Source organism: Mycobacterium sp. 852002-53434_SCH5985345, from assembly GCF_001667155.1.
In the GTDB taxonomy this organism is placed as follows: Bacteria; Actinomycetota; Actinomycetes; order Mycobacteriales; family Mycobacteriaceae; genus Mycobacterium.
Genome location: NZ_LZIE01000097.1, coordinates 92,932 through 112,857, shown reverse-complemented (window position 1 = coordinate 112,857; position 19,926 = coordinate 92,932). Strand labels below are relative to the sequence as shown.

Below are 19,926 nucleotides of genomic sequence, written 5' to 3'. Positions count from 1 at the left end.
TCTATGGCAGATGATGACATCGATCTCGATCTGCTGCGCGCAGGGGCGCGCGATTTCCTGACCGGGCGCCGCGCCCAAGACTCGGTCAAAGAACTCGCGGCCATGGACTGGACGGGGCTGCTCGTCGAGGAGAATCTCGGCGGCAGCGGTTGGCGTCCTGTGGAGACGACGGTCATCGCCGAGGAACTCGGCCGCGCGCACAACTCGTCAACCTGGTTTGGGTCCGTGCTATCTGCTGCCGCGTTGGCTTCGGCACCCGGCGAGGTGCGCGACCGATGGTTGCCCGCGATGCTCGACGGAACCGCGACGGCGGGCTGCGCGCAGTCTGCCGACACGGTTCGGGTTGCGCGCGGAGATGCGATTGACATCCTGGTCACACTGGAGCACAACGGAATCCATCTGTTCGAGTTAGCGGAAACAATCCCGCGAAGCCGTGATGACGAGCTGCTGGATCTCGACCGCGCAGCATGGCGCGTCGAGGCCGGTGGGGCGGACAGCGTGTTGATCGGCGGCCCGCAACGGGCGGCTCAGCTGCTGGCGGTGGCCAGGGTCCTGCTCGGCGCGGATTCGCTGGGAGCCTTTTCGAGCACGTTCGAGCGGTTGGTCGGCTACCTGAAGGAGCGCATCGCGTTCGGTGCGCCGATCGCGAGTTTTCAAGTGGTGCAACACCGACTGGTGGATCTGTTGGTGTTCGAGGCGAAGGCACGCGCGATCGTCATGAAGGCGTGCCGCGCCCTCGAGGCCGACGAAAACTTGGACGTCGCAATCACATTATCCGCCGCGGCGCACGCGTTCGTCGCCGCCAAGGCAACCGCTGCCGTGGACGAGTGTATGCAACTGTCGGGTGGCATCGGATTCACCTGGGAGTACCCGTTGCATCGCGAGCTGCGTCGGGTATTCACCAACGGCTATCTGCTCGGCACGGCTCGCTCCAGCCGTGCGCTTTTTGCGCAAAGGTCGGGCTGGTGAGCGTCGCACCCGCCCGTCCCAGCGAAGCGGAGCTGACCGAGTTCAGGCATCGGGTCAGGGCGCACATCGCCGAGCACGCACCTCCATTCGACGCCAGAGAGGGACGTCGGGCGCCGGAAAACGCCGAGCAGGAAGCGCAGTTGCGCAGGTGGTTCGCGACGTTGTTCGATGCGAGTTTCGTCGGGGCGGACTGGCCGGTCGAGCACGGCGGACGTGCGGATCACCACCCCCTGCACGACCGCATTCTCAGCGAAGAGCTCCTGCGTGCCCGTGCCCCGCGCCCCGTCGACCAGGTCAACCTTGCGGCCCACGTGCTCCTGCACTTCGGGTCGGACGAGCAGAAGGCCGCACTGCTGCCGCCGATCCGGCGCAGCGAGCACGTGTGGTGTCAGTTGCTCAGCGAACCCGATGCCGGCAGCGATATCGCCGCCGTCCGCAGCAGGGCTGTCGGGCAACCGGACGGAACATGGGTGCTCGACGGTCAGAAAACCTGGATCACCGACGGCCACTGGGCCGACATGGGGCTCGCGCTCATCCGCACCGACCCGGCTTCACTGCGCCACCAAGGCCTTTCGGTGTTCGCGGTGCCCATGTCGACGCCAGGCGTCGAGGTTCGTCCGATCCGGACGATCAACGAGGCGATCGAGGTGAACGAGGTTTTTCTCGATGGCGTAACGCTGCCGGCGGGAAGCCTGATCGGCGAGCCCGGCCAGGGATGGCCGATCATCATGGCGGGCTTGGACTTCGAACGGTTCGGCATCGGCGGAAACGTCATCCTGCTCGAGCTGCTGATCGACGATCTGGTGATGGTGGCGCGCAACGCCACCCTCGACGGCATCCCGGCGCTTGAACGCGATGACATCCGGCAGACAGTGGGCGAGTTGGCCGTCGAAGCCGAAGTGGCGAAGGCCTTCATCGACGATCACGTCGAACGTCTGATCATCGGCGCGGATCAACCGGGTGACGGCTCGATAGCCAAACTCAGCTTCTCCGAGACCTACCACCGGGTTTCGGCCTATGGCACCGAACTCGCCGCGATGGTATGCACCGTAGCGGCCGATCCGAGTGTCGAGCAGGCCAAACAGCGTCTCCGAGAATGCTGGCTATGGTCACGTGCCTATACGATCTCCGGCGGAAGCTCGGAGATGATGCGTAACATCCTCGCCAAACGTCGGCTGTTGTTGCCGAGCAAGTGATGTCCGAAACCTACTGGAGCCTGGTCGAAGCGGCGGCCGAGACAAATCCCGACCGCGTCGTCCTCGTCGACGACTTCGGCCGCAGTCTGACGAATTCGCAGCTGCGGGATTCGGCGGCAAGCGTCGCAGCGGCATTGGCAGAACGCGGGGTTGGTGTCGGTTCGGTAGTTTCCTGGCAGCTGCCCACCACTCTGGAGACGATGGTTGTCATGGCGGCACTGACCCGACTCGGCGCCGTGCAGAACCCGATCCTGCCCATCTGGCGCGAGAGCGAAGTCCGTTTCGTCACTGAACAACTCGCGACCGAAGTGTTCATCGTCCCGGGCCATTGGCGGGGTTTCGACCACACCGCACTTGCGTCGAAGCTGGCAAAGGAGCGGCCGATGTCGGTGGTCGTCATAGATCATGACGCGCCGATAACGGAAGGGCTTCGCCTGCCGGTCGGCGATCCGATCCGTCTCCCCGCGCCGCCGAGGTCCGGCGAAGATCCACGCTGGGTTTACTACTCCTCGGGCACCACTGCGGCGCCAAAGGGCGTGCGGCATTGCGATCGCTCGGTTATCGCCGGGTCGGCCGGAGTAGTGGGAATGTTTGGCGCGTCGAACACCGACGTCAATCCGATTACGTTTCCGGTTTCGCATATAGGCGGTGCCGCGATGTTGGCGGCGAGCCTGTTCACCGGGATGCGGCTGGTGTTGTTCGACACCTTCGATCCCGTGCTCACCCCAAAGGCGGTCGCGGCGCATCGGCCGACGATGCTCGGGTCGGCTACCCCCTTCTTCGTCGCCTACATGGCAGCACAGCGGGAGCACGGCACCGATCCGCTGTTCCCCGATCTGCGGGGCTGTGTCGGCGGTGGAGCGCCGATCACCGCCGAGCTGGGACGACAAGTGCGCGAGACGTTTTCGGTCGCCGGAGTGGCCAATGCGTGGGGGCTCACCGAGTTTCCGGTCGTGACCTCACCACCGCCGGACGGAGAGCCGGACGTGCTTGACCACACCGTGGGCCGCCCGGTGCCGGGGGTAGGCATCCGTGTCGTCGACGAGTCCGAACGGGAGGTCGGTCCTGGCGAAGTCGGCGAGCTCCGGCTCAAGGGGCCGCAGTGCTTCCTTGGCTACGTTGACGAGACGCTCAACGGCGATGCGTTCGACGCCGACGGCTGGTTTCGCAGCGGCGACCGAGGTCGTATCGATGCCGAAGGAAACGTCGTCATCACCGGACGGATCAAGGACGCGATCATCCGCAATGCGGAAACAATCTCGGCGCTGGAGATCGAGGGTGTTCTGGCCACCCACCCCGCCGTCGCCGACGTCGCGGTCATCGGCGTGCCGGATCTTCGTACGGGTGAACGTGTTTGCGCAGTCGTTGTCGCTGCACCCGGACGAGATGTCACGCTTGCCGAGCTCGCGGAACACTGCGCGACGCAAAATCTGAGCCGACACAAATCACCGGAGCGGCTCGAGGTCGTGGAGGCGCTTCCGCGAAATCTCACCGGCAAGGTGTTGAAGAATGAACTTCGCAGCCGGTTCGGCGAAACGTAGAGGGTTTGGAACTGCCGGTGGGAATGTTCACGCTTCGGTTCGATATGAGAGCACCGCAGATCGGTGCGCCCGCGAGCGAACTCTACGCAGCGGCCGCCGACATGGCCGCATGGGCCGAGTCCCGCGGATGCGTGGCCGTCGTGTTGTGCGAACACCATTGCGCCGCCGACGGTTACTTGCCGTCGCCGCTGCTGCTCGGCTCGGCGATCGCGGCGCGGACCAAGCGGCTGATGCTGAACTTGGTCGTCATTCTTCCGTTCTACGATGTGGCCCGGCTGGCCGAGGACATATCGGTGCTGGACCACATCAGCGCTGGCCGGGCCAGTTATGTGTTCGGGATTGGCTATCGCCGAGAGGAATTCGACCACTTCGGGCTCTCGTTGTCCGAGCGTGGACGACTGGCTGAGGAGAAGCTCGGCATTCTGCGCCGGTTGCTCACCGGCGAGGAGGTCGTTCATGGGGGCCGGCGGATGAAGGTGACGCCACTGCCGCACACTGCGGGTGGGCCGATGTTGATGTGGGGTGGGGCGAGCCTGGCCGCCGCGCGGCGCGCTGGCCGAAACGGCCTTGGTCTGCTGGCCAACGGCGGGGTCCCGGGCATGCGGGAGGCCTATGAACAGGCGTGTCGGCAGAATGGTCACCAACCGGGTTTCGTGCTGATTCCCGAGCGCGACGCGGCCACCAATTGCTTCGTGGCAGAGGATGTCGACGCGGCGTGGGACGAGATCGGCAAGTACCTGCTGCACGATGCGATGGCATACGGCGAGTGGAATCCCGACAACGCCGTGTCGGCCAACATCACGCACGCGAAGACCGTCGACGAGCTGCGGCGTCAGGCCACGACGCACGTGATTCTGTCGGTGGAGGAGGCGGCCGAGCGTGTCGCCAGCGGGGAAGTCATGAACCTCTCACCACTGTGCGGCGGCATGCCAACCGAGATTGCGTGGCCCTACTTGAAGCGCTTCGCCGATCTCGGACAGCTGGCAACCTAGATCCCGATGAGCTCCTTGAGATTTCCCCCCATGACGCGCGCGGTGATGTCGGCTGGAAGGTTTGCGAGTTCGCCTACGAATTTCGCCGGTTCGGCGAGCCCCTCCGGGTGCGGGTAGTCCGATCCGAACATTACGCGGTCCGTGCCGAGAATGTCGATGAGGTGCGACATGTCCTCCTCGTGAAACGGGTTGACCCACACGTGCCTGCGGAAGACATCACAAGGATGCTCGCTGAAGTCATACGGCCTCTTTCGGTAGACGCGGTCGAACACGTCCAACAGGCGGTGCGCCCACGAGCCGCCGTTCTCGACCACGCCGACGCGCACCCCGGGAAAACGTTCGAACACCCCGTGCGCGATGAAGGCTGCGAGGGTATCGAAGATGTTTCGGCTCTCCTCGTAAATGAAACCCCGCAGCTTGCTTAGCGCGAAACCGTTGAACTCGGTTGCGTCCTCCCAATCGTCGACGTAGCGCTCATATCCGGAGTCCGAATTGTGCATTTGGACCGAGATGCCCGACGACTCGACCAGCCGCCAGAACTCGTCGAATTCGGGCAGCGCTGCAGAACGGGAGGTGCCGTCCTCGCGCGGGACCGGTGCCGGCCTAATCAGCACCGTCCTGGCTCCGTTTTCCAGGCACCAGTCAAGTTCCTGGACGCCCAACGCGGGGTCGTTGAGCGAGATCGCGGGGACGGGGAAGATCCGGTTCCGATAGTTGAACGTCCAGTCTTCGAGTAGCCACCGGTTGAACGCATGCGTGACGGCGTGGGTGAGTTCGGTGTCGGATTTGGTCCGTTCCTCGAGCATGCCGGCCGTCGTCGGAAACATCACGGCGCCGTCGACGCCTTGGCGTTCCATCAATGCCAGGCGCAGGTCGGGACGCCGAAATTCGTCGGGGCACCGGATTGGCTCGGCAAGTTCGCGCAGCGTCTTGCCTTCCGGATTTACGCCCCGGAAGTAGTCGGCCCAAGCGCCCGGCGTCGGAATAACTTCATAAGTCGGGTTGGGTATGGTCTCGGTGATGACGCCGAGGATCTGCAGCTTCTTGCGCCCGTTCACGTCGACGAACTTCAGCGCCTCGGAGTATTTCTCCGGCAGGTAGCGGGTGTAGGCATCGATGGTCTCGTACATGTGGTTGTCGGCATCCCAGACCTCGAACGCTTTTCCATCAGTCACCAGCGCCTCCAACATGTGTGAGAATGTTGATTCTCAATATAGCAAACTGCAATATCCGGCCCCATCGGCCCTAGAGATTCATAAAATGACCACCGTCTACACCCAGGGTCTGCCCGGTGATGTAGCGCGCATCGGGACCGATCAGAAATGCGACGGCCGACCCGATGTCTTGCTCTGGGTCGCCGATGCGTCCCAGGGGAATCCTGCGAGCCAACCTCTCCTCCATCGCGGGTTCCGCCTCGATCGCGGCGGTCATGGCAGGCGAATACGCAAGCGGTGACACCACGTTCACCGTGATGCCGTGCGGAGCCCATTCGCGGGCCAAGCTCTTGGCGAAGCCGCGCAGCGCGCCCTTCATCGTCGCGTACAAGGGCAGTGTCGCGCTGCCCTCCATCCCAGCCGGCGACGTCATGACCACGAACGTGCCGCCGCGTTGCTTGAGCGCCCAAAACGCGGCGGCGGCACAGTGTTGGGCACCGCCGAGGGAGACGGAGAAGTGATCCTCCCAGAGCGCGCGATCCACATCCGCCAGTTGGTGCGGCTTGCTCGAGGAATTGCTCGTGGCGTTGTGCACAATGGCGTCGAGCCCGCCGGTGAGCCCGACCGCGAGGGAAACCGCGTCGGCGACCGCGGCCCGATCGGTGACGTCGCAACGGGCCCATGTCGCGCGATGCCCGCGCGAGGTGATTTCGTCGGCGACCGACTGTCCAGTGTCGGAACGGGTGGCGACGATCGTGTGCGCCCCCGCAGCGGCCAGGGCCATCGCTATGCCACGCCCGACACCGCCGCCAGACCCGGTCACCAGCACGGTGAGTCCTTCGAGCTTCACGGCAACATCACTGATCCGCCGTCGACGATGACTGTCTGCCCGGTAAGGTGGTCGATGTCATGGCGCAGAAGAAACTTAGCCGTCTCCACGACGGAGTGAATCAGCATGCCGTCATTGGACACCGCGGCAGAAGTCAGGTGAGACGCGTCGATGTCCGACCGGAAGAGGCTCACTGGCGCGGCAATGATGTTGACCGCGATACCCTCCGATCCCCATTGCCGCGCCGCCGATTTCGCCATCGACCGAATGCCCTCGATCGCGGCGGTGTAATTCACCAGCCCCGCTGCACCCGAGATTCCGATGGTCGGCAGTATCACGACGATTCGCCTGTCATCGGCCACCATGGACGTGTACGCCGCTTGGAGCGCGACAAGGGTTTGCCACATCGTCTCGTCAGCAGCCGCGTTCGCGTCGACGACAATCACGTCGCCAACCTCGTCGGCCAACGCCCTCGAGAGGGCCTCGGCGGGACCAAGGACGACCGCGGTCACGCGTCGGCCAAAGCGGCGAGGTCGCGTCTGACGACCTTGCCGACATCGTTGCGTGGCAACCGCTCGACGAACACGACACGCACGGGTACGCGGTAGGGCGTCAGGTGCTCCCGGCACCAGGCGATCAGGTCGTCTTCGGACAGATCGTGGGCGTGACAAGCGACGAACGCCCAGGGCACCTCGCCGAGGCGCTCATCGGGAATGCCCACCACGGCCGCTTCGCGTACTCCCTCGGCGGCCAGCAGCACGTCCTCCACGGTGCCGGGAAAGACCTTCAGCCCACCGCGGTTGATCATGTCCGACACCCGGCCGTCCAGCCATAGGAATCCGTCCTCGTCGAACCACCCGAGGTCGCCGGTGTGGAACCAGCCGTCGTCAGTGAGCCTGTCAAGAAACGCCGGATCGATCTTGCGAGCCGCCGTCGTCGGCGTGCGCACCATCACCTCGTCGTCGGCGATCGTGACATCAATGCCGGGCAGCGGGCGTCCGACCGAGCCGAGCTTGGTCTCGCCCCATTCCCGCGCGTCGGCGGCCGACCATCCGACGACTTCGCCGCCGAGTTCGGTTTGGCCGTAGGAGTTGAGCACGATGACGCCGAACTTGTCGCGGAACCTGCCGGCTTGCACGGGGGACAGGGGAGCGGTGATCGATCGTACGATCTTCAGCGGCGACAGGTCGGTGACCGACTCGTCGTGCAGGACCATCGTCAACGCCGCCGGGGGCAAAACCGTGGAGCGCAACCGGTGCCGCTTGACCAGTGCGGCGAACTCGGCAGGTGAGAACTTGTCCATGAGCACCACCCCCGAGCCCGCCCGAAAGGCGAACAGCACCTGGTAGATGCCGGCCCATAACGACAGCGAGAGCGGAACGAGGTTCGGCATTGGTGCCCGGTTCGCTCTGGCCGCCGCCGGTTTCGCGCCGCGGAGCTTGGCCAACAGGCGGTCGATCAGATCCAGGACGGTTGCATGACGAAGTGGCACCGGCTTCGGCGGGCCGGTGGTTCCCGACGTGAATTGCAGCAGTGCCACATCCCGGTCGTAGTGCCGCGGATCGGGCGGCCGTTCCGACGATGGCGAAAGCGACCAGGCCAAGCGCGAGGCGGCCACGACGGGCAACTTGTAATCCGAGAAGCGAAGGGCCAGCTCAGGTGTGGTGATGACGGCGACCGGCCGCAATGTTGCGAGCTGGGATGCCAACTCCTTATCGGCGGCCCGTGGGTTGAGCGGCGTGTAAACCCCACCGGCACGCCAGGTCCCGAACAACGCGGCCACCGTGCCGGCATCGTTGGGCAGCATCGCCGCGACGACTTGTCCGGACACCAAGCCGGCTTCGGTGAGTATCGCGGCCAGGCGATCTGCGCTCGCCACCATATCGTCGCGCGAGACATCGGCGGTCAACGTGTGCACGGCCGTGTCGGGCAGGTCGGCCAGCAGTTCGGCGAGACTCACGAGTCCGCTTCCAGTGGTTGCCAATCCGGTGTGCGCTTGTCTGCGAACGCCCGTGGCCCCTCGTTCTGGTCGGGATGGCCCCACATCGACGTCAAGTGCTTGGCGCCCGCTCGGCACGCATCCGTCAAGCCGTATTCGAGCGCGCCCCACAACGCGCGCTTGGTCGCCCGCATCGCGGCGGGCGAGTTCAACGCGATCTTCTCGGCGAGTTCCTGCGCGACGTCGCGGAGCTTGTCGGGAGGGTCGACGATCTGGCTGATCATGCCGAGCTGGTACGCGCGTTGGGCCGTCAGGCGTTCGTGGCTGCCGACGAGCGCCATCCTCAACACCGCCTCGGCGGGCATCTTTCGCATCAGGGCGATTGTCTCCAGCGCGCTGACCTGGCCGATGGAGACGTGCGGGTCGACGAAGGTCGCATCGGACGACGCGATGACGATGTCGGCGTCGGCGACCCAATGCAGTCCGCCACCCGCGCACACCCCGTTGACGGCCGTGATGACGGGCTTTCCCACGTTGCAATGCCAGCCCGTCAACTTCAGGTCGAGCGTGCGCATCGACTCCTGGAACTGCTGCACCGCCTCGCCGTCGAGGTCCTCGACGTCGGCGCCAACCTGAAACGCCCGGCCGTTGCCGGTGTGCACGATGACGCGGACAGCGGGATCCGCGTCCAATTCGGCCCACGCCTTGGGGAATTCCTCACGCATCGTCGCGTCGTACGCATTGAGTCGGTCGGGCCGGTTGTTGATGATCCAGCCCACCGGGCCGCGCCGCTCGACGATCAACCTTCGATAGCTCATGAAACCTCCGCGGGGTCCAGCGGCCGCCAGCGCGCGGATCGCTTGTCACGCCAGGCGCGTGCGCCCTCGGCGTGGTCGGGGTGACTGCGAAGCCGCCAAATCTCCTCGCTGGCAGCGTGTTTGGCTGCGGACAGGCCCACTTCGAGGGAATGCCACAATGCCTTCTTGGTGGCGCGCATCGCGGTGGGGGAGTTCGTTGCGACAGCGGCGGCCAGCCGGCCGGCGGTCGCCCGAAGCTGATCGGCTGGCACGACATCCGAGACGATGCCCAATTCGTATGCCCGTTGGGCCAAGATGCGCTCGCCCGTACCGCTCAACGCCATTCGGGTGATCGCCTCCATCGGCGATTTACGTAGCAGTGTGATTGCTTCGTATGCAACTGCTTGCCCGACCGAGACATGCGGGTCGACGAACGAAGCCTCCTCGGCGGCGATGACGATGTCGGCGTCGGCAACCAAGTGCAGACCCCCGCCCGCACACACCCCATTGACCGCCGCGATCACCGGCTTCCATACCCCGCAATGCCACGACGAAATCTTCAGCTCGGCGTCCCTGGTCCGGCGCGAGTGTCGCCGCATGGCCTCCTTGTCGCGAGCCACCTGCACGACGTCCATACCGGTGCAGAACGCCTTGCCGTTGGCGGCATTGACGATCACATACACGTCGCGGTCGGCATCCAACTCGGCCCACGCGGCCTCGAGTTCGTCGAGCATCAGCGCGTCGAACGCGTTGCCGGCATCCGGCCGGTTCAGGATCAGCCAGCCGACGCCGTCGGACTTCTCGACGATCAACCGCTCGTAGCCGGTCACGAGCGTGGAATTTCCTTCCAGGGCTTACCCTTCCACGGATCCGGCTCCTTGGCCAGACCGAGCACGCGCTCGCCGAGGATGTTTTTGTTGATGTCGCTCGTGCCGCCCTCGGTGGCGTTGGCCAGGCTGCGCAGCATGCCCTGCACCTCTCGGGGCAACGCGTCGGGATCGCCGGTGGCAGGCCAGGCCACCGCAGCGGTACCCAGCAAATCGGCCATCAAATTTTGGATCTGTTGGTTGAGCGTGGCCTGATGGACCTTGCCGATCGAGGACGCCGCACCGGGCGACTGGCCCGCTGAAAGCGCCTCGCGCACTCGGGCATTGGTCCAACCGCGGATCTGCTCCTGCGCCCACAGGCGCATAACCTTGTTTCGCACGACGGGGTCGGCCCAGCGCCCGGTTTCTCGGGCCAGGGAGATCAGGCGCTCAGCGCCAGAACCACCGAGGCGCCCCATACCGCCCGATCCCGATCCGGAAACCATCTGCCGTTCACTGGACAGGGTCGACGCGCTGACCCGCCAGCCGTCATTGATCTCCCCGACCCGATGCTCGTCGGGCACCCGCGCGCCATCGAGGAAGACTTCGTTGAACTCCGCTTCGCCGGTGACCTGGCGCAGCGGTCGCACGTCGACGCCCGGTTGGTGCATGTCGAGCAGGAAGTACGTGATGCCCTTGTGCTTGGGCTGGTCCGGATCGGTGCGCGCCAGTAGGATCGCGAAGTCCGCCTCGTCGGCCCACGTGGTCCACACCTTCTGTCCGGAGATCACCCATTGATCGCCGTCGCGTTCGGCTCGGGTCGCCAATGACGCGAGATCGGAGCCCGCGCCAGGTTCGCTGAAAAGCTGACACCACTTCTCTTCGTTGCGGACGATGGGCGGAAGGAAGCGCAGCCGCTGTTCCTCGGTGCCGTGACTGAACAATGCCGCCGCGGCGTTGTTGAGCCCCAACGGATTCAACCGGGTGAGTCGGAGCGGAGCCAGGACCATCTCAATCGCACGTGCAATGTCGTTGCCGACGCCCAGGCCACCGTGCTCCGGAAGCCAGGTCGGTGCGACCAGTCCCGATTCGGCGAATGTCGGATACCAATCCCGGTAGTCGGCCGCGGTGCGGACGGCCCGCAGGGCCGCGGGCCCTTCGGCGGCGGCCGAGCGCCACGCCGCGGGCACCTCCGCGGCAATCCACTGCCGCACCACCTCGACGGCGTCGATCGCGGAGGTGTCGGGGGTGATCGGCAAACGCATCATGAGCCCGTCAACGGCCTTGGAACTTCGCGTCGCGTTTGTCACGGAAGGCCGCCAGACCCTCCTTGAAATCGTCGCTGCGGCTTGATAACTCCAGCGCCATGGCCTCGTTCTGGAGATGGCGGTCCAGGTCGAGTCCGTTGCCGCTGTGCAGCAGCCACTTGGTGAGCCCTAGGGCAACCGTGGGCGCCTCACCGAGTTTGGTGACAAGTTCCTCTGCGGCAGCGTCCAATTGAAAGGGCGCGCACGTGTGGTGGATGATGCCCCAGTCGGCCGCGGTGGCGCCGGAGATCTCCTCGCCGAGCATCAGCAGCTGTCGGGTGCGCACCATCCCGATCAAGCGGGGCAGCAGCCAGGCGGCGCCACTGTCGGGTGTGAAGCCGCGGGCCATGAACGGTTCCCAGAAGCGAGCGTCATCGGCGGCCACGCAGAAGTCGCAAGCTACTGCGATGTGGAACCCCAGGCCGGCCGCCCAGCCGCGGACCACGGCGACGATCGGCACCTGGGTCTCCAGCATCAGCGGGATGAGCCGGTTGGCCTTGTTGGGGAGTCGGCGCTGCGTACTGCCCACTCGCGGTTTGCGCTCGGATTTCGTGTTGTTCGCGATGAGATCCGAGCCCGCGCAGAAGTCCGGACCATCGGCGTCGATGCGGATGACGCGCACCGCCTCATCGACGCCTGCGGCGGCGAGATGTCCGATCAGTGCGTCCAGCATGGTGTCATCGACTGCGTTGCGCCGCTCGGCGCGGTCCAGGGTGAGGCACAGAACCGGGCCTTGCCGCTCGGCCCGCAGTCCGGGAACGCTCGCATATGTCACGGCAGCTGTCATCGTCCTGCGAATTCAGCTGATACGACCGTGAGCAGATCCGCCAGGTTCGCCGCTCCGCCGGGCGGGTCGGGCAGCCGGACCGGGCCGCGGTCCCGGCTGGGTAACAGGATGGTCGCGTGTCCCGGTGCCGTGACCTCGTTGCGGTGGTTGGTCGCCGCGAGTTCGACATCGACCGCGGGGCGCTCGCCTTCGGCAAGGTACTTTCGAGTCACGGTGCCGGTGATGGTGTGCAGATCGCCCACGTAGTTGAACAACCGGAACTCACAGTCCAGCTTCCACAACCAGGCGTCGTCCCCCATCCAGTCCGTACACAGATGGATCAACCACGTCTCACGCATCCGGCCGTAATCGAAAGTGGTCGGGTTGCCGGCATTTCGGGCCGCATCCGGTTCCCAGTGCACACGCTGCTGCGCATCGGGCACGCCGTGGTCGTTCGGGGTGTAGAAGCGGGGAATGCGTTGCCGGTTGCGCCACGCCAACCGCAGGGGACGCACCCCGTACATGCCTGTGCCCATGCCGACATGCCAGCAAACCATGTCGGTGACGGTGAGCGGCCCCTTGGTCAATGTGCCGATTGCTTCGCCCTCGTTGAGGTCTTCCCACCACCGCGGTTCGGCACCACGCGGGCATTCGCGCGCGTAGCTTTCGTCGATCTCGGCGATCTCCTCGGCAGTCCAGTTCTTGAGTTCGATCGACTCGTATTTCTTGCGGCCCCGGGCCTTGCTGCGCTCGGTGCGGATCATGTTGCGGTATTGGCCGCCGAGGATGGTGCCCTCGTCGTCCCGGAAGACTTGCGCCGACCACTCGTGAATCGCCCGTCCGGCGAACTCACTGCTTTTGTCGAGCGCGGCGACCAGCGCATTGCGCCTAAACACTCGGTGGTTGGCGCGCAGCGGAGCCCACCACTCTCGTGCGGACGACGCGTAAAACGCATGCACCCCGCGCAGCGGGTCGCCCTTGGTCAGGGCCCGATCCTCCTCGGAGAGCTCGGTGACTTCGTCTTCGCCGATCAACGTGTCACCACCGACCAGTGCCGGCGGCGCGATCGACTCACCCCACACCGACTTCGCGGCGTAGTCCGGATCAGCCCACATGGGATTGGCGTCGCCGTAGGCCTCGGCGACGTGGCGGAAAGTGTCCTCGTTGGGGCGGACGTAGTGCGGTGGCTGGGTGTGCGGAACGGCGATGCCGATGGTGGCACGCAACCTGGACAGCCCCTCATCGGTGATTTGGCCCGATTGAGAGGAGCGGGTCATGGCACGCCTCCTCAGTTCTGGCGAATATCGTGGCCCGGTACGAGTATGGAAATTAAGATACCCGAAAAGCGGAAACGCCGTTAACGGCAGGGGTGAGTGAGTTGAGCGAGGAGCAGCCAGGGATCCTGGAGGCCGTTGGTGCGGACGGTGTTTGCCGCATCACCATCGATCGCCCCAATGTGGGAAATTCGTTGTCACCGTTGGCTCGTGACGCGCTGATCGACGCGTTCCAACGCGCCGGCGAAAATCCAGCGGTGCGTGCGGTGTTACTGGGCGCGACGGGGCAGCGGCACTTCTGCGCCGGGGCCGGCTTGCCTGGATCGGCACCCCGGCCACCGGCGGGCGACAAGCGGTCAGGGGACGTCGCTCGGATGCTGCAGAACGGCTGGCAGCGCTTGGTCTCATCGATCCTCGATTGCGATAAGCCCGTGGTCGCTGCGGTGAAGGGCACCGCGGCTGGCGCAGGAATCAGCCTGGTTCTCGCCTGCGATCTCGTCGTGATGTCCACGGAGGCAAAGCTTGTCGCGGCATTCGTGCACCGCGGTGTGCTTCCCGATTCCGGCGCCATTCATCTGCTGACGAGGATCGTGGGGCTGCGCAAGGCCACGGAGCTGTTGATGCTCGGCGAGCCCGTCGACGCCGCCAGCAGTGAGCGGCTGGGGCTGGTCAACCGCGTGGTCGGACCGGACGCTACCGATGAGGTCGCCGGGGAGCTGGCCGCCCGGCTTGCGGCCGGACCGACAGTGATGCTCGGGCACACCAAGCGACTGCTCTTGGTGTCCTCGGAGTCCGGCCGTGACCGAGCTTTCGAGCAGGAGGCATGGGCACAGGAGGCGGTGTCGCGCACCACCGACCTTCAGGAGGGCCTGCGGTCGTTCGCGGAGCGCCGCGAACCGCGATTCTTGGGCCGCTGATTCTCACTCCTTGACTGGCCCACCGCGGATCGTGAACGTCGCGGCGTCATCGATCTCGTCGATCGCCTCGGCCACGGATTCTGCAGTGAGCGAGGTGTTCTCGATCCCTTTGGTCACGCCGATGAAGACCCGTGAGACCTTGCCCGCCCCGACCGAATAGATGTGGGCGGTGCGGTCGCAGTCGCGGTGCGACAGGTAAACCACGACCGGAGTCACCAACTCAGGGTCCATCGCCTTACCGGCTTCGCCCATAATGGTCTCGGTCATGCGCGTCCGTGCGATGGGGGCGACAGCGTTGATCGCGATGCCGTTTCGCGCTCCCTCGATGGCGAGCACGTGCATCATGCCGACGAGCCCCATCTTGGCCGCACCGTAATTGGCCTGCCCGAAGTTTCCGAACAAGCCGGTACCCGAGGTCGTTTGGACTATTCGTCCATAGTTCTGCTCGCGCATGACCGGCCATACCGCGCGGGTGACGTGGAACGCCCCGGACAGGTGAACGGAAATGACCGCTTCCACCTGTTCGGCGGTCATGTTCTTGAATGCCGCGTCACGCAGGATTCCCGCGTTGTTGATGAGAATGTCGACCCGTCCGAATGTGTCCGTCGCCGCCGCCACGATGGCCGCGCCGCCCTCCTCGGTAGCGACCGAGTCACCGCTGGCGATCGCCGTGCCGCCCGCCGACGTGATCTCGTCAACCACTGCCTGCGCGGCCGATATCGATGCACCGGTGCCGTCCACTGCGCTGCCCAGGTCGTTGACCACCACGCGGGCCCCCCGGCGGGCGAGTTCGAGGGCGTGACAGCGGCCGAGGCCTCCGCCTGCACCGGTGACGATGGCAACCTGATTATCGAAATTCATTGACGGCATGGTGAGAGGTTACATTTACTCTCAGTGAGAACCATCGTTTGCATCGGAGGACATCCATGAGCGGCGCGCCCGCGCTGCTGCAGTGTGCGCAGCGGCGAGCCGTGGCATTGCGGGACCGATACCGCGAGGCGGGGTTCTGGTCGGACCAGCCCGCCGACGTCGTTCGTGCCGCCGCGGCACGACATCCGGAGAAGCTGGCTCTGCGCGCCCGGGGGGCGGAGCTCAGCTATGCCGAACTCGACGCGCGCATCGATGCGGCCTGTGGCGCTTTGGCGGCTTCGGGCGTCGGAGCGTCGACACCGACCGTTGTGGTCGTGGGTAACGACGTGGATTCAGTGGTTGCCGTCCATGCGACGTTGCGCCTCGACGCCGTCGTCCTGCTGGTCGCTCGTAGCGCCGGCGAGGCGCAGGTGGCCGACATCATCGCGCGCACGGGAGCGCAGTTCGGTGTCGCGCCGAATTGGCCTGCGGCCCCGCGGAAGGGGATGTCCGCGCAATTGGCCTGGATCTCTTTGGACGCCGATTGCACACCGCAGACTGCGTACGCATCCCGGCGTGCGGCCGACGAGCCCTGCCTGGTGCTCTACACGTCGGGAACCACCTCGGCGCCCAAGGGGGTCATCCACTCGCAGAGCACGCTGATGAAGGCGTCGTCAAATTACATCGCGGCGGCCGGACTCGGCCCGGCCGACCGGATCTTTCTCATCAGTCCGCTCGCGTCGGTGACCGGAGCGCTGCAGGCGTTAATCATCGCGCCGATGCTCTGCGCGCCCGTCATCCTCGAGGACAACTGGGATGCCGCCGAAACCTGCGAGCTGCTGGTCTCGTCGGGCGCGACGTGGTACGGCGGACCCGATCGCTTGCTGGACCGGCTGCTCGACGAGTCGGTGACGCGCGGGCTGGACGTGCCGCTGCAAGCGGTTTATTTGGGCGGGACAGTGCTGGATCGGCGGATCGTCACGCGCATCGAAGACGATTTCGGGATCATTGTGATGCGCGCCTACGGTTCGTCCGAAGTGCCAGTGAGCACCTCTGGTCTGCGGTCGGAGACTGCGGGCGTGCGTCACGCCGACGACGGTGTCGCGCTGCAAGACGTCGAGGTGAGGATTGGATCCCCGGGGGATCCGACCGAGTGCTGCATTCGGGGCCCGCACACGTTCCTCGGGTACACCGACGCCGACGACGACGCGCGGGCGTTCGATGGCGACTGGTTCCGTACCGGCGACGTGGCCGAAATCTCCGAAGGCCGGGTGCGCATCGTCGGGCGCCTGAAGGACATCATCATTCGCAACGGTCTGAAGATCGCGGCTGTCGAGGTGGAGGAGGCCGTCGCCCGGATCGCCGGGGTCCGCGAGTGCGCGGCATACTCGGTGGCTGACGCCACGACCGGCGAGCGACTCGCCGTCGCCATGGTGCTCGACGCCGACGTCGACATGTCGCTCGCGAAGGTCACCGACGCGCTGATCTCGGCGGGACTGCCCAAGTACAAGTTGCCCGAGGAACTGGTGTTCTGGAACGAGCCGCTGCCGGTCAATGCCAGCGGCAAGGTCCAGCGCAACACGCTCGCTGCGCGCTCGGCGGGGCGGACGCGGGTGCTTGCAGACCGCCTCGCCGAAACTGGTTGAGCGTCAGCCGTCTGATTTGCCAGTCGTGTTCATGGTCAGCTTGCTCAAGTGAGCCTGCCAGTCAGACCCCTTGCCGTGGTCGTGCTTGGACAGCGCCCGGATGGAGACGTCGTGCCCTTCGGCGGACTTCCGCAGGGCGCCCACGGTGGCCTGTTCCCTAGCGATGTGAGAGGTGAACGGATCCCAGTGATACCAGCGCATCGCGTTCTGGTAGGTCATCTTGTTGACCTCGTCGTCGGGCACGTTGTTGCGCTGCAGCACCTCGTGCAGCTGTTCGGGGGCGCCGGGCCACATGCTGTCGCTGTGCGGGTAATCGGCTTCCCAGCAGATGTTGTCGATCCCGATCTCGTTGCGCAGCGCCACTCCGGTGTGGTCGGAGATGAAACAGGTCAGGAAGTGATCGCGAAAGACCTCGGACGGCTTCTGCTTACCGAAGTCCTGACCGGTCCAGGTGGAGTGCATCTCGTAGGTGCGGTCGGCACGCTCGAGAAAGTAGGGAATCCAGCCCGTCCCGCCCTCCGACAGCGCGATCTTGAGGTCCTTGTACTTCTTGATCGGCTTGGACCACAACAGATCCGCCGCGGCCTGCACGATGTTCATCGGCTGCAACGTGATCATCACATCCATCGGCGCGTCCGGGGCGGTGATCGCCAACTTGCCGGATGACCCGATATGGACGTTCATCACGGTGTCGGTGTCGACCAATGCTTCCCACATCGGTGTCCAGTAGTCGTCGTGAAAGCTCGGATATCCCATGGCCGCCGGGTTTTCCGTGAACGTCAATGCGTGCACACCGCGTTCGGCATTGCGGCGGATCTCCCTGGCGCACAGTTCGGCATCCCAAATCACCGGCAGCGTCATCGGAATGAATCGGGCCGGGTAGGCCGCGCACCACTCCTCGACGTGCCAGTCGTTATACCCCTGGAGGAGGGCCAGGCTGAATTCAGGATCCTCGGTGACGAACAGTCGGCCGGCGAACCCGGGGAACGACGGGAAGCAGATCGAGCCGAGAATACCGCCGGCATTCATATCTTTGATGCGCTCGTCGACCTGCCAGCAGCCGGGCCGAATCTCATCGAGACCCTGCGGCTCGATCCCGTATTCCTCCTTCGGCCTGCCCGCCACCGCGTTGAGCGCCACGTTTGGGATCACCACGTCGCGGAATCGCCAGGTGTCTGAACCATCGGGGTTGTGTACCAACCGCGGCGCCTCGTCCAGGTACTTCTGGGGCAGATGGTTTTTGAACATGTCGGGCGGCTCAACGATATGGTCGTCGACACTGATCAGGATCATGTCTTCTTTGTTCATCCCTATTCCTTTCCAACACCTGCTGCGACCGGCCGGAAGACCGGGACAATGAAGCCGTCACCGTCATCGCGAAAGGCGATGGTGAGTTCCATATCGGCGCAGAGGCTTTCGGCCGGGCAGTCTTCGAGGACCGTCATCAGCCGGGGCCCCTCGGTGAGATCCACCATTGCCACCACGTACGGCGTGTGCGTATCGAAGGGTGCCGCATTCTGGTGCACCACGGTCCACGTGTAGAGCCGTGCCCGCCCGGACGCCGGTGCCAGCGCGACGTCCTCGCTCCAGCAGTGCGGGCAGAACGGACGTACGTACAACGAGTTCCGGCCACACCCCGAACAGGCGTTGATCATCAGTCGGCGATCCTGGATGGCCTGCCACCAGGGTTGGCTGTCGCAGTCGATGGTGGGCCGGTTCGCGGCCACCGGCACGTCCATCATTGCCTCCCGAGGATCATCGTGGCGCTGTGGGTGAAGAATCCGCCCATCGCATGCACGCATGCCAGACGCGCGTGGTCAACCTGTCTGGGCCCGCATTCCCCGCGAAGCTGTCGAGTCGCTTCGACCATGAGGAACATTCCCCGCATACCCGGGTGGCAGGAGGCCAGACCGCCGCCGTCGGTGTTGGTCGGTAACGCCCCACCCGGACGCAGCGCACCCGATGCGATGAACTGTCCGCCGTCGCCCTTGGCGCAGAAGCCCAAGTCCTCCACCGTGAGTAGCACGGTGGAGGTGAACGAGTCATAAAGCTGACACACGTCGATGTCGGCTGGGTCGACGCCGGCTTGCGCGAACGCACGTGGGCCAGACAACGCGGCGGCCGACGTGGTGAAGTCGGCCCACTCGCTCATGCTGACATGTGATGTCGCGTCGGCGGCTCCGAGAATCCAGACGGGCTCCTTGGCGCAATCCTTCGCCACCCGCTCGCTCGCCAGCACGACAGCGCCGCCACCGTCGGTGCGCAGACACACGTGCTTGGAGGTGAAGGGATCGGCCAGCATCGGTGCTGCGGCGACATCGTCGGCCGTTATCCGGTCGCGCTCGAAAGCATCGTCGTTCATCGCTGCCCACTCGTGGGCCGCGACCGCGACTTCGGCTAATTGTTCTGCGGTGGTGCCGTATTCGATCATGTGTCGCCTGGCGGCCATCGCGTACTTTGCGATAAGGGTGGCCCCGTACGGAGCCTCGTACTGCATGGCGCCGCCGCTGCTCATTGCCGCCGCTGATGCTCGTAGGCGACGTTTCACGTCGGAGCGCGCCGTTGATCCGTACGTCAGCAGTGCCACGTCGATCGCGCCGGTGGCAATGGCATCGGCGGCGTGCCCCGCCATTACCTCCCAGGACGATCCGCCTACGTTGGTCGCGTCGACCCAGGACGGCCGCAGGCCAAGGTACTCGCTCACCTCGACGGGCGGCAGCAAAGTCCCATGGCCGCCGAAGCCGTCGATGTCGTCTTTCGTCAAACCGGCGTCGGCGATGGCGCGGCGCGAGGATTGAGCCATCAACGCCATCGCGGTCTTGTCGGGCGCCCGTCCACAATCCGACAGGCCGGCGCCCACGATAGCGACCCGCTTTGCTGACATACGTAATGGTTACCACATTGATAATGCCATTAACGACATGATGGAATGAACGTTCTCAGT

The 19,926-nt window shown here is 65.2% G+C and carries 19 protein-coding genes; 6 read left to right on the top strand and 13 right to left on the bottom strand.

Features of this window, described 5'->3' with window-relative positions; translation table 11 throughout:
- Window positions 1–3 precede the first annotated feature (3 nt).
- From A5756_RS24720 to A5756_RS24705, 4 genes are read left to right on the top strand one after another with little or no spacing between them, the layout of a single operon-like run.
- Window positions 4–969 carry an acyl-CoA dehydrogenase family protein gene (locus A5756_RS24720; protein WP_066958535.1) on the top strand — a complete coding sequence of 322 codons (966 nt, stop codon included), beginning with the start codon at window positions 4–6 and terminating at the stop codon, window positions 967–969.
- Window positions 966–2,165: an acyl-CoA dehydrogenase family protein gene (locus A5756_RS24715; protein WP_066958533.1), complete on the top strand. Its 1,200-nt coding sequence runs from the start codon at window positions 966–968 to the stop codon at window positions 2,163–2,165. Before A5756_RS24720 ends, A5756_RS24715 begins: the two co-directional genes overlap by 4 nt.
- Window positions 2,165–3,706, top strand: coding sequence for a class I adenylate-forming enzyme family protein (locus tag A5756_RS24710; RefSeq protein ID WP_066958530.1), 1,542 nt, complete (start codon window positions 2,165–2,167; stop codon window positions 3,704–3,706). The genes A5756_RS24715 and A5756_RS24710 overlap by 1 nt, the downstream gene beginning before the upstream one ends.
- 23 nt (window positions 3,707–3,729) lie before the next feature.
- Window positions 3,730–4,698 carry an LLM class flavin-dependent oxidoreductase gene (locus tag A5756_RS24705; RefSeq protein WP_066958690.1) on the top strand — a complete coding sequence of 323 codons (969 nt, stop codon included), beginning with the start codon at window positions 3,730–3,732 and terminating at the stop codon, window positions 4,696–4,698.
- On the opposite strand, the gene A5756_RS24700 is transcribed toward A5756_RS24705, so the two are convergent.
- From A5756_RS24700 to A5756_RS24660, 9 genes are read right to left on the bottom strand one after another with little or no spacing between them, the layout of a single operon-like run.
- The gene (locus tag A5756_RS24700) at window positions 4,695–5,888 is read right to left on the bottom strand and encodes an amidohydrolase family protein (protein ID WP_082948168.1); all 1,194 of its coding nucleotides are present in this window, start codon (window positions 5,886–5,888) and stop codon (window positions 4,695–4,697) included. The two genes, A5756_RS24705 and A5756_RS24700, sit on opposite strands and share 4 nt — an antisense overlap.
- Window positions 5,889–5,943: 55 nt before the next feature.
- Entirely contained in the window at window positions 5,944–6,702 is a 759-nt protein-coding gene (locus A5756_RS24695; RefSeq protein WP_066958528.1) for an SDR family NAD(P)-dependent oxidoreductase, read from the bottom strand.
- Window positions 6,699–7,193, bottom strand: coding sequence for an SDR family oxidoreductase (locus A5756_RS24690; protein ID WP_066958526.1), 495 nt, complete (start codon window positions 7,191–7,193; stop codon window positions 6,699–6,701). The genes A5756_RS24695 and A5756_RS24690 overlap by 4 nt, the downstream gene beginning before the upstream one ends.
- Window positions 7,190–8,641 (bottom strand): class I adenylate-forming enzyme family protein, encoded by a 1,452-nt coding sequence (locus tag A5756_RS24685; RefSeq protein ID WP_066958523.1) that lies wholly within the window; start codon window positions 8,639–8,641, stop codon window positions 7,190–7,192. The genes A5756_RS24690 and A5756_RS24685 overlap by 4 nt, the downstream gene beginning before the upstream one ends.
- A complete protein-coding gene (locus A5756_RS24680) occupies window positions 8,638–9,438 on the bottom strand; it encodes an enoyl-CoA hydratase/isomerase family protein (protein ID WP_066958521.1) in 801 nt (266 codons plus the stop codon). The genes A5756_RS24685 and A5756_RS24680 overlap by 4 nt, the downstream gene beginning before the upstream one ends.
- Window positions 9,435–10,247 carry an enoyl-CoA hydratase/isomerase family protein gene (locus A5756_RS24675; protein ID WP_066958520.1) on the bottom strand — a complete coding sequence of 271 codons (813 nt, stop codon included), beginning with the start codon at window positions 10,245–10,247 and terminating at the stop codon, window positions 9,435–9,437. Before A5756_RS24675 ends, A5756_RS24680 begins: the two co-directional genes overlap by 4 nt.
- Window positions 10,244–11,491 (bottom strand): acyl-CoA dehydrogenase family protein, encoded by a 1,248-nt coding sequence (locus A5756_RS24670; protein ID WP_066958518.1) that lies wholly within the window; start codon window positions 11,489–11,491, stop codon window positions 10,244–10,246. The genes A5756_RS24675 and A5756_RS24670 overlap by 4 nt, the downstream gene beginning before the upstream one ends.
- A gap of 7 nt (window positions 11,492–11,498) precedes the next feature.
- Window positions 11,499–12,305: an enoyl-CoA hydratase/isomerase family protein gene (locus A5756_RS24665; RefSeq protein WP_066958516.1), complete on the bottom strand. Its 807-nt coding sequence runs from the start codon at window positions 12,303–12,305 to the stop codon at window positions 11,499–11,501.
- Window positions 12,306–12,313: 8 nt separating this feature from the next.
- A complete protein-coding gene (locus A5756_RS24660; protein WP_066958515.1) occupies window positions 12,314–13,573 on the bottom strand; it encodes a hypothetical protein in 1,260 nt (419 codons plus the stop codon).
- A gap of 92 nt (window positions 13,574–13,665) precedes the next feature.
- Between A5756_RS24660 and A5756_RS24655 the strand changes: the two genes are divergently transcribed.
- On the top strand, window positions 13,666–14,487 hold the full coding sequence (locus A5756_RS24655) for an enoyl-CoA hydratase/isomerase family protein (protein ID WP_066958513.1): 822 nt from the start codon (window positions 13,666–13,668) through the stop codon (window positions 14,485–14,487).
- 3 nt (window positions 14,488–14,490) lie between these two features.
- Here the strand turns inward: A5756_RS24655 and A5756_RS24650 are convergent, their stop codons facing one another.
- Complete coding sequence (locus tag A5756_RS24650) at window positions 14,491–15,357, bottom strand: SDR family NAD(P)-dependent oxidoreductase (protein WP_066958511.1); 867 nt, start codon at window positions 15,355–15,357, stop codon at window positions 14,491–14,493.
- Window positions 15,358–15,413: 56 nt separating this feature from the next.
- On the opposite strand from A5756_RS24650, the gene A5756_RS24645 reads away from it, so the two are divergent.
- Window positions 15,414–16,982 (top strand): class I adenylate-forming enzyme family protein, encoded by a 1,569-nt coding sequence (locus A5756_RS24645; RefSeq protein ID WP_066958509.1) that lies wholly within the window; start codon window positions 15,414–15,416, stop codon window positions 16,980–16,982.
- 3 nt (window positions 16,983–16,985) lie between these two features.
- Here A5756_RS24645 and A5756_RS24640 read toward each other — a convergent pair whose 3' ends face one another.
- The 3 genes from A5756_RS24640 to A5756_RS24630 are packed head-to-tail and all read right to left on the bottom strand — an operon-like array spanning window position 16,986 to window position 19,866.
- A complete protein-coding gene (locus A5756_RS24640; RefSeq protein ID WP_066958507.1) occupies window positions 16,986–18,290 on the bottom strand; it encodes an amidohydrolase family protein in 1,305 nt (434 codons plus the stop codon).
- Between the two features lie 2 nt (window positions 18,291–18,292).
- Window positions 18,293–18,721 (bottom strand): Zn-ribbon domain-containing OB-fold protein, encoded by a 429-nt coding sequence (locus A5756_RS24635; RefSeq protein WP_066958506.1) that lies wholly within the window; start codon window positions 18,719–18,721, stop codon window positions 18,293–18,295.
- A complete protein-coding gene (locus A5756_RS24630) occupies window positions 18,721–19,866 on the bottom strand; it encodes an acetyl-CoA acetyltransferase (RefSeq protein ID WP_066958503.1) in 1,146 nt (381 codons plus the stop codon). The genes A5756_RS24635 and A5756_RS24630 overlap by 1 nt, the downstream gene beginning before the upstream one ends.
- Between the last annotated feature and the right edge of the window lie 60 nt (window positions 19,867–19,926).

Excerpts from the sequence above, each read along its gene's own strand:
- A5756_RS24660 (WP_066958515.1), bottom strand. The coding sequence starts at position 13,573 with ATGACCCGCTCCTCTCAATCGGGCCAAATCACCGATGAGGGGCTGTCC.
- A5756_RS24650 (WP_066958511.1), bottom strand. The coding sequence starts at position 15,357 with ATGCCGTCAATGAATTTCGATAATCAGGTTGCCATCGTCACCGGTGCA.
- A5756_RS24705 (WP_066958690.1), top strand. The coding sequence starts at position 3,730 with ATGTTCACGCTTCGGTTCGATATGAGAGCACCGCAGATCGGTGCGCCC.
- A5756_RS24710 (WP_066958530.1), top strand. The coding sequence starts at position 2,165 with ATGTCCGAAACCTACTGGAGCCTGGTCGAAGCGGCGGCCGAGACAAAT.
- A5756_RS24720 (WP_066958535.1), top strand. The coding sequence starts at position 4 with ATGGCAGATGATGACATCGATCTCGATCTGCTGCGCGCAGGGGCGCGC.
- A5756_RS24700 (WP_082948168.1), bottom strand. The coding sequence starts at position 5,888 with ATGTTGGAGGCGCTGGTGACTGATGGAAAAGCGTTCGAGGTCTGGGAT.
- A5756_RS24640 (WP_066958507.1), bottom strand. The coding sequence starts at position 18,290 with ATGAACAAAGAAGACATGATCCTGATCAGTGTCGACGACCATATCGTT.
- A5756_RS24645 (WP_066958509.1), top strand. The coding sequence starts at position 15,414 with ATGAGCGGCGCGCCCGCGCTGCTGCAGTGTGCGCAGCGGCGAGCCGTG.
- A5756_RS24670 (WP_066958518.1), bottom strand. The coding sequence starts at position 11,491 with ATGATGCGTTTGCCGATCACCCCCGACACCTCCGCGATCGACGCCGTC.
- A5756_RS24630 (WP_066958503.1), bottom strand. The coding sequence starts at position 19,866 with ATGTCAGCAAAGCGGGTCGCTATCGTGGGCGCCGGCCTGTCGGATTGT.
- A5756_RS24635 (WP_066958506.1), bottom strand. The coding sequence starts at position 18,721 with ATGGACGTGCCGGTGGCCGCGAACCGGCCCACCATCGACTGCGACAGC.
- A5756_RS24680 (WP_066958521.1), bottom strand. The coding sequence starts at position 9,438 with ATGAGCTATCGAAGGTTGATCGTCGAGCGGCGCGGCCCGGTGGGCTGG.